At 70.1% G+C, this 5,828-nt stretch carries 8 protein-coding genes; 4 read left to right on the top strand and 4 right to left on the bottom strand.

The window, feature by feature from the left end; genetic code table 11:
• The first annotated feature begins 232 nt into the window (after positions 1-232).
• The gene (locus AC5LSR_RS11610; RefSeq protein WP_250282190.1) at positions 233-787 is read left to right on the top strand and encodes a tyrosine-type recombinase/integrase; all 555 of its coding nucleotides are present in this window, start codon (positions 233-235) and stop codon (positions 785-787) included.
• A complete protein-coding gene (locus AC5LSR_RS11605) occupies positions 784-912 on the top strand; it encodes a hypothetical protein (protein ID WP_445548394.1) in 129 nt (42 codons plus the stop codon). Before AC5LSR_RS11610 ends, AC5LSR_RS11605 begins: the two co-directional genes overlap by 4 nt.
• Positions 913-1,112: 200 nt before the next feature.
• Here the strand turns inward: AC5LSR_RS11605 and AC5LSR_RS11600 are convergent, their stop codons facing one another.
• Both AC5LSR_RS11600 and AC5LSR_RS11595 read right to left on the bottom strand, forming a co-directional pair.
• Positions 1,113-1,676 (bottom strand): GNAT family N-acetyltransferase, encoded by a 564-nt coding sequence (locus AC5LSR_RS11600; protein ID WP_250282192.1) that lies wholly within the window; start codon positions 1,674-1,676, stop codon positions 1,113-1,115.
• Positions 1,673-2,938: a helix-turn-helix domain-containing protein gene (locus AC5LSR_RS11595; protein ID WP_250282194.1), complete on the bottom strand. Its 1,266-nt coding sequence runs from the start codon at positions 2,936-2,938 to the stop codon at positions 1,673-1,675. Before AC5LSR_RS11595 ends, AC5LSR_RS11600 begins: the two co-directional genes overlap by 4 nt.
• Positions 2,939-3,668: 730 nt before the next feature.
• Between AC5LSR_RS11595 and AC5LSR_RS11590 the strand changes: the two genes are divergently transcribed.
• Together AC5LSR_RS11590 and AC5LSR_RS11585 are read left to right on the top strand one after the other, a co-directional pair.
• A complete protein-coding gene (locus AC5LSR_RS11590; protein WP_250282196.1) occupies positions 3,669-3,872 on the top strand; it encodes a hypothetical protein in 204 nt (67 codons plus the stop codon).
• 84 nt (positions 3,873-3,956) lie between these two features.
• Positions 3,957-4,547: a 2'-5' RNA ligase family protein gene (locus AC5LSR_RS11585; protein ID WP_250282198.1), complete on the top strand. Its 591-nt coding sequence runs from the start codon at positions 3,957-3,959 to the stop codon at positions 4,545-4,547.
• 219 nt (positions 4,548-4,766) lie between these two features.
• Here the strand turns inward: AC5LSR_RS11585 and AC5LSR_RS11580 are convergent, their stop codons facing one another.
• Positions 4,767-5,207 carry a nuclear transport factor 2 family protein gene (locus AC5LSR_RS11580; protein ID WP_250282200.1) on the bottom strand — a complete coding sequence of 147 codons (441 nt, stop codon included), beginning with the start codon at positions 5,205-5,207 and terminating at the stop codon, positions 4,767-4,769.
• A gap of 92 nt (positions 5,208-5,299) precedes the next feature.
• On the bottom strand, positions 5,300-5,764 hold the full coding sequence (locus tag AC5LSR_RS11575) for a DUF1772 domain-containing protein (protein ID WP_250282202.1): 465 nt from the start codon (positions 5,762-5,764) through the stop codon (positions 5,300-5,302).
• Positions 5,765-5,828: the final 64 nt, after the last annotated feature.

The raw sequence follows: 5,828 nt of genomic DNA, 5'->3' as shown, positions 1-5,828 counted from the left end.
CGATCATGAGTCCTGTTGACCATGGTTCGTGGGGGTCGCTGGTACGCCAGTGAAGCCGGTCGCTGGAAGGTCGGACCCTCTCCGTCCGCACCCGCACCCTGTATCTCGGCGCGGCCGACGACCTTGTCCGCCACCTCGCCGCGAACGACGGCCCGACCGACCCGGCGGAGCTGGAACGTTCCACGTCGAAGCCTTCCTCGCCGACTACGCGGCCAGCCAGGCCCCAGCAACCGTGTCCCTCGTCTTCCGGGCCTTGCAGCAGTTCGGCCAGTGGCTCACCGAGGAAGAGGATCTCGACCGGTCGCCGCTCGACCGGATGCGCCCGCCGGTCGTCCCCGAACAGCCGGTGCCGGTTCTCGCCGACGATCAGATCCGGACCTTGCTCGCCGGATGCGCCGGCCGGGACCTGGTCTCCCGCCGCGACGAGGCGATCATCTGCCTGTTCATGGACACGGGTGCCCGCCGCGCCGAGATCGCGAATCTGACCGTGGAAGACGTCGACCTCACCCAGGACGTGATCCATATCCTGGCGAAGGGGCGGAAGGGCTGCGCCGTCCCGTTCGGCTCGAAGACAGGCATCTCCTTGGAGCGGTACCTGCGGGTACGCAGCAAAGACCGCTGGGCGAAGAAGACCGACGCACTGTGGCTTGGGGAGAAGGGCCGGGGCTCGTTCAGCGCCGACGGCATCCGTCAGATGCTGTGGCGCCGCGGCGAGGCGGCTGGCATCAAGGGCCTGCACCCGCACCAGTTCCGGCACACCGCCGCGCACACGTGGACGCCGGGGTGAGCCTGCGCGACGTCCAGGACGCCGCCGGCCACGCCGACCCGCGCACCACCCGCCGATACGACCGGGCCCGGCACAACCTCGACCGCCACGCCGCCTACGCCCTCGCGGCCCATCTTGCCGGGTAGCAAGATTGCTATGTGACCTGCGAGCACGACGACTGCGCCGAGCCCCAACCGCCCGATGATGTTCTGTGTGCCGCCCACCGCCTCGAGCGGAATGCCCAGCATGACCGGGTTGCGGCGGAGCTCCGCCAGCAGACAGCGCAACGACGCTCCGTCCAGCGCACGGATGATCCGACCTGATGCACAGTCAGCGCGTGGCCCGGTCAGCTGCCGATAGCCGCAGCCCACTTCTCCCGGGTGGTGCTGTACAGGTTGCTGTCCCGCCACGGGCCGATGGCTGATGCCTCACCCTGGAACACCATGCCGAGCGTGCGGGCGACCCCGTTCATCCCGGCGTTGTCCCGGTTGGGGAACGTGATGATCTCGTCCACGGGGAGGGTGGTGAATCCCCAGGTGATCGAGGCACGGCACGCTTCCGTACCGAGTCCCTGCCGCCAGCGGTCCCGGCGGATGGACACGGCGACCTCGACCCCGGGCCAGCCGTCGGCGTAGTACAACCCGGCCCGGCCCAGGAACTCGCCGGTGGCCTTGTCCTCGACCGCCCACATGCCATACCCGAGCAGCACCCACATGCCGGCCAGATGGGTGATCAGCCGCTCGGTGCCGGCTCGGTCGAACGGGCCGTTGAGGTAGCGCATGGTCTCCTCGTCGGCGTTCATCGCCGCGTACGGGTCGATGTCCGCCGGCCGCCAGCAGCGCAGGATCAGCCGGTCCGTGACCACCGTCGGCACAACGAGCACGGTTGGCTCGCCGGACAGGCCACTCATGCCGTCAGCGCCGGACGTGGCGCGGCCGCGAGCCGTTCGCGGAAGTCGACCACGGCGGGCAGGGTCCGATAGTCCGCCAGCATGCCCAGCATCTCCCCGGCGCGCTGGGTCACGGTGTGGGTGGGGTGGCCGTCGACGACGTCCAGGACCTGGACGCCGACCCGGGCAGCCTCTTCCGGGTCCGGATGGTCCCGGCAGATCAACGCCGCGGACAGGGTGAGCAGGGCATGCCCCCACTCCTCCCGGTTCACCTGCGGCCCGGTGGCCTCGTGCGCGGCCACGGACCGCCGTGCCCACGGCTCCGCCTCCTGGCCGTACCCGATCGACGTGAGGGCGCTCGCCGCGAACATGCCTGCCGCGGCCTCTCCGAGCGGGAGATCCCCTGGCTGTGGCGGTTCGTCGGTCAGGGAACGGTGCATCAGTGCCAGCTCGGCCCGGGCCGCGGTCGCATTACCGAGGCGTCCGTGGGCGCGCGCCCGGTAGGCCGCGTTCCGGGCCCGCAGGTACGGCGGATCGGGCGGATACCCGCCGAAGACGGACACGGCCACGTCATACCGTTTCCGGTAGTAGGCGATGCCCGAGTGCATCCCGGCGACCGACGCGAGCAGCACCGCGTCCTGCGTCTGCTCGGCGTACTGTCCGGCGAGCACGGCGAGATGCCGGGCCGTGGTGAAGTCACCGACGTTGAACGCCAGCCGGGAAGCGAAGTAGGACAGCCGCCCGGCCGCCAGGCTCAACCGGTGGTGTACGGCCAGGCTGGTCCGGCCCTTCAGCGCGGTGTCGACCTGCAACCAGCGCCGTTCGACCTGGGGGAGGAGCACAGTGTGCGGGGTGACGGCGTAGACCGCGGCGATCCGGTCGATGTCGTCATCGATGTCCGCGAGCGTCAGCGGGTCAGGGTCACCGTGCGCGATCTCCCGGGAGGTGTCCGCGGCGAGCGCGGACAGCATGGTGAACGCGCCCGCCTCCAACATCTGCCGCCGGTCCGTGACGCCCACCCCCTCCCGCGGGTCACCGGCACCGATCCTCGTCCGGTGGATCCGCGCGCGGAGTTCTACTAACTCTCCGCCCGCGTCTACCGCGGTGTCGATGGCCTTCACGACGACTTCGGACGGCAGGTTCCGGCCGCTTTCGGCCCGGCTGATCCCGGCCCGGTCCAGGTTGGTGCGCCGGGCGAGCTCGGCGAGGCTGCGAATGCCCGCGGCGAGGCGCAGCGCGCGGATGCGGCCGGCGAGGTACTCGACCGCGGCCTGATCGTTCACCTGTGTGCCTTCCGCCACGGTGTGACAACACGTGCGTGAGATGCGCGTGACGTGTGTGTCAACGGCAGCTCACCTCGTCACAGCTAGTCGGCTGTCGCGCACCGTCATGAAATGTGTCGCGTCGGCACGATAACCCGGCCGGCCGCGCAACCAACAGGCGATTGGGGGATGTCGTGCCACATACCGGGACCTGCACGATCCGGACTCTGCCCCGGCCGGACACGCCGGCGGACGCGGTGCTGTACGCCGTCATCGTCTACGGCCCAGGACAGCAGCCGGTCGAGGTTCGTCTGCCGTTCCCGACCGTAGCCGCCGTAGATCATCACGCGACAAGCTGCGGGCTCGACGGCCGTGTCGTCCCGATCGTTTTCCCGTTCCACTCTCCCCGCACGGGGACCTAAGACGCAGGCCCCCGCCGTCCGTGCCTGGTGAGCAGGGCGGGGGCCTGCCCGAACGCGCGCCGGCCCGCGCGCCACGCCTACTGCCGACGCTGCCCGTGGGCGTGGCTGCGGGCCGGCGCGTCCTTCCAGCAGCGCAGAGAACAGACCGCCATGAGCGAACCGGGCGTACCGACAACGCCGGTGCCAGCACGCCCCGGCGCCACCGCGCATCGTTCCCGGATTACGGGCCGGATCACGGTCGTCATGGACGTCGGGATGACCGCGTGGGTAGTGATGTTGGCCGGCCTGCACTCCCGCGCAGGGGGCTTGTTACAACTGGGGGGTTACGTATGTGGACAGCTCACGGAGAGATCTACGGCCTGAAAGATCAGGTTCTGCCGTGGGATGACGGGCCGTTGGACTGGCCCCCGGAAGTTCTCACGCAGTTCCTCGACGCCGGCCGTCGTTTTCTGCCGGCCGCGCCCATGCGGGATCTGGCCGAGTTGGCCGCTGACTGGCAGAACAGCGCACGGCCGGCGTTGCCCGGTGGCTAGCCTCCCCGGTATGACTCGGGAGCAGCGGCATGTCGATGCCCGCCGGGAAGCGTTCGCCCGGTTGGAACGGATGCGGGAGCACTGGTGGTGGCGCCCCGGCTGGAAGATCGGCCGGTCGTTCTACCGTTCCACATCACCTTCGACGGCGCCTCCGACGTGGTCGACCTCGCTGACCGCTATCAGCAGGCACTCACTCTGCCGACCCTCGACCTGGTGCCCGCGGAGGGCCTGCACCTGACCATGCAGGGAGTCGGCTTCGCCGACGAGGGCACCCCCGGGGACTTGAACGGCATCATCACCGCGGCGTGTACACGCTGCCGCCAGCTCGATCCGTTCGACCTGACCCTCGGGCCGGCGGACGCGGACCCGGAAGCCGTCATGCTCCAGACCGCCCCGTGGCAGCCAGTGGAGGAACTACGCGCCACCGTCCGAGCCGCGATCGCCGACGTGTGGGGGCCCGAAAGGGTGCCTGAAACCGCCGACGGTTTCACCCCACACGTCTCCGTCGCCTATTCCGGCGCGGACACCTCGGCGGAGCCGCTACGTCAGCGTCTTTTCGCGGTCGAACCGATGAGCGTCACCACCACCGTCCGCGCGATCCAGCTCATCGACCTCAACCGCGACGAGCGGGTCTACCGATGGACCACTGTCGTGACCATGCCGCTCGGCGGCTGAGTAACCTCTACGGTGCGTGGGTTGCCTTGCTTGCCGATCTTTGATCGGCTTCGCTCCGTCTGCTGGGGGCGTCTGCGGGCCTCCCGAGATGGCTGCTGGGGGCTCGAAAGGTGCGAACTGCCGCGGGTGTAGCAACGCGCCCGCGGTTGCCGCTGGGGGATCATGATGCTGGTTGACCATGGCCAGTGAGGGGCGCCGCTCCGCCAGCGGGGCCGTGTTTCAGCGGGCCAGACGGGTGATGAGCCGGTCTCCCCGGGCCAGGGCGCCGGGGAGACCGCGGGAGATCAGGCCGACCAGGCGCTCACGGTTGCGGCCGTGGCGGGCGGCGAGTGGTGGGGCGGCGACAGCGGCGATGGCGGCGATGCCGGCCAGCGGGCGTCCGTAGATGCTGATCTCGGCCACGCGTCCGGCCGGGTCCAGACGGAAGTGTTCGGCCAGGTCGATGTCGTGGCCGCCGATGCGCCCGCGGGCGCCGAACACGCACTCGTCGTCGCCGGTGAACACGAAGGTGCGTTCCCAGCTCTGGAAACCGGCGAGGACGTGAGCCATGAGCGCGCCCACCTCTGCCTTGCCGGTGAACCGCACGGCGGTGACGGGCGAGCTGAAGACGATGTCCTCGGCGTACAGGGCCATGAGCGCCGCGTGATCGCGAGATGTCATGGCTTGCGCGACCGCGTCGGCGGTCTGCCGTGGATCCATGTTCACCACACTTTCGGTAACTGGGCACGTTGGTCGCTGGACAGGTCTCCTGGTCATCGACCGAGGATGATGACGAGTAGACCGGCCAGCGCGATGGTCTGCAGGGCGGCCCGGGCCCAGATGACGCTGTCCCAGCGTTGCTGGAGGGCCCGGGTGTCCGCCGGGACGGTGTGGCTGGCCGCGGCCGCGCGGAGCCGCTTGTTGATCGGCGCGCTGACGCGTACGTAGATCGCGAGCCAGGCCAGCAGCGCGGCCAGCGCTGTCGTGCCGCCGATGCGCGCGGGGCTGGTGTCGCTGGCCACGGTGGCGAGCGCCGCGGCGAGGACGGAGACCGCTCCGGGCACGGGCAGCCGGCGATCTCCGTACTCGTGGACCCGGCCGATCAGGTCGGCCACGGAGGCGTCAGCGGCATCGACCGCGGCAGGGCGCAGTACGAGCGCGGAGAAGACATCGGTGCCATAGATGATCGCGGCAGCCGCGACTGCGACGAGCGCGGCGGCGGTGGCCAGGCTGCTCACAACTGCCTCTTTTCGGTCGGTTTGTCAGTCGGTTCCGTGGCTGATCGGCTGCTGCGCCGGGGTG

The organism is Protofrankia sp. CiP1_Cm_nod4, assembly GCF_982290645.1.
Note: the sequence above shows the minus strand (reverse complement) of the source record. Positions and strands in the feature narration are given on the sequence as shown.

Excerpts from the sequence above, each read along its gene's own strand:
- AC5LSR_RS11600 (WP_250282192.1), bottom strand. The coding sequence starts at position 1,676 with ATGAGTGGCCTGTCCGGCGAGCCAACCGTGCTCGTTGTGCCGACGGTG.
- AC5LSR_RS11590 (WP_250282196.1), top strand. The coding sequence starts at position 3,669 with ATGTGGACAGCTCACGGAGAGATCTACGGCCTGAAAGATCAGGTTCTG.
- AC5LSR_RS11580 (WP_250282200.1), bottom strand. The coding sequence starts at position 5,207 with ATGACATCTCGCGATCACGCGGCGCTCATGGCCCTGTACGCCGAGGAC.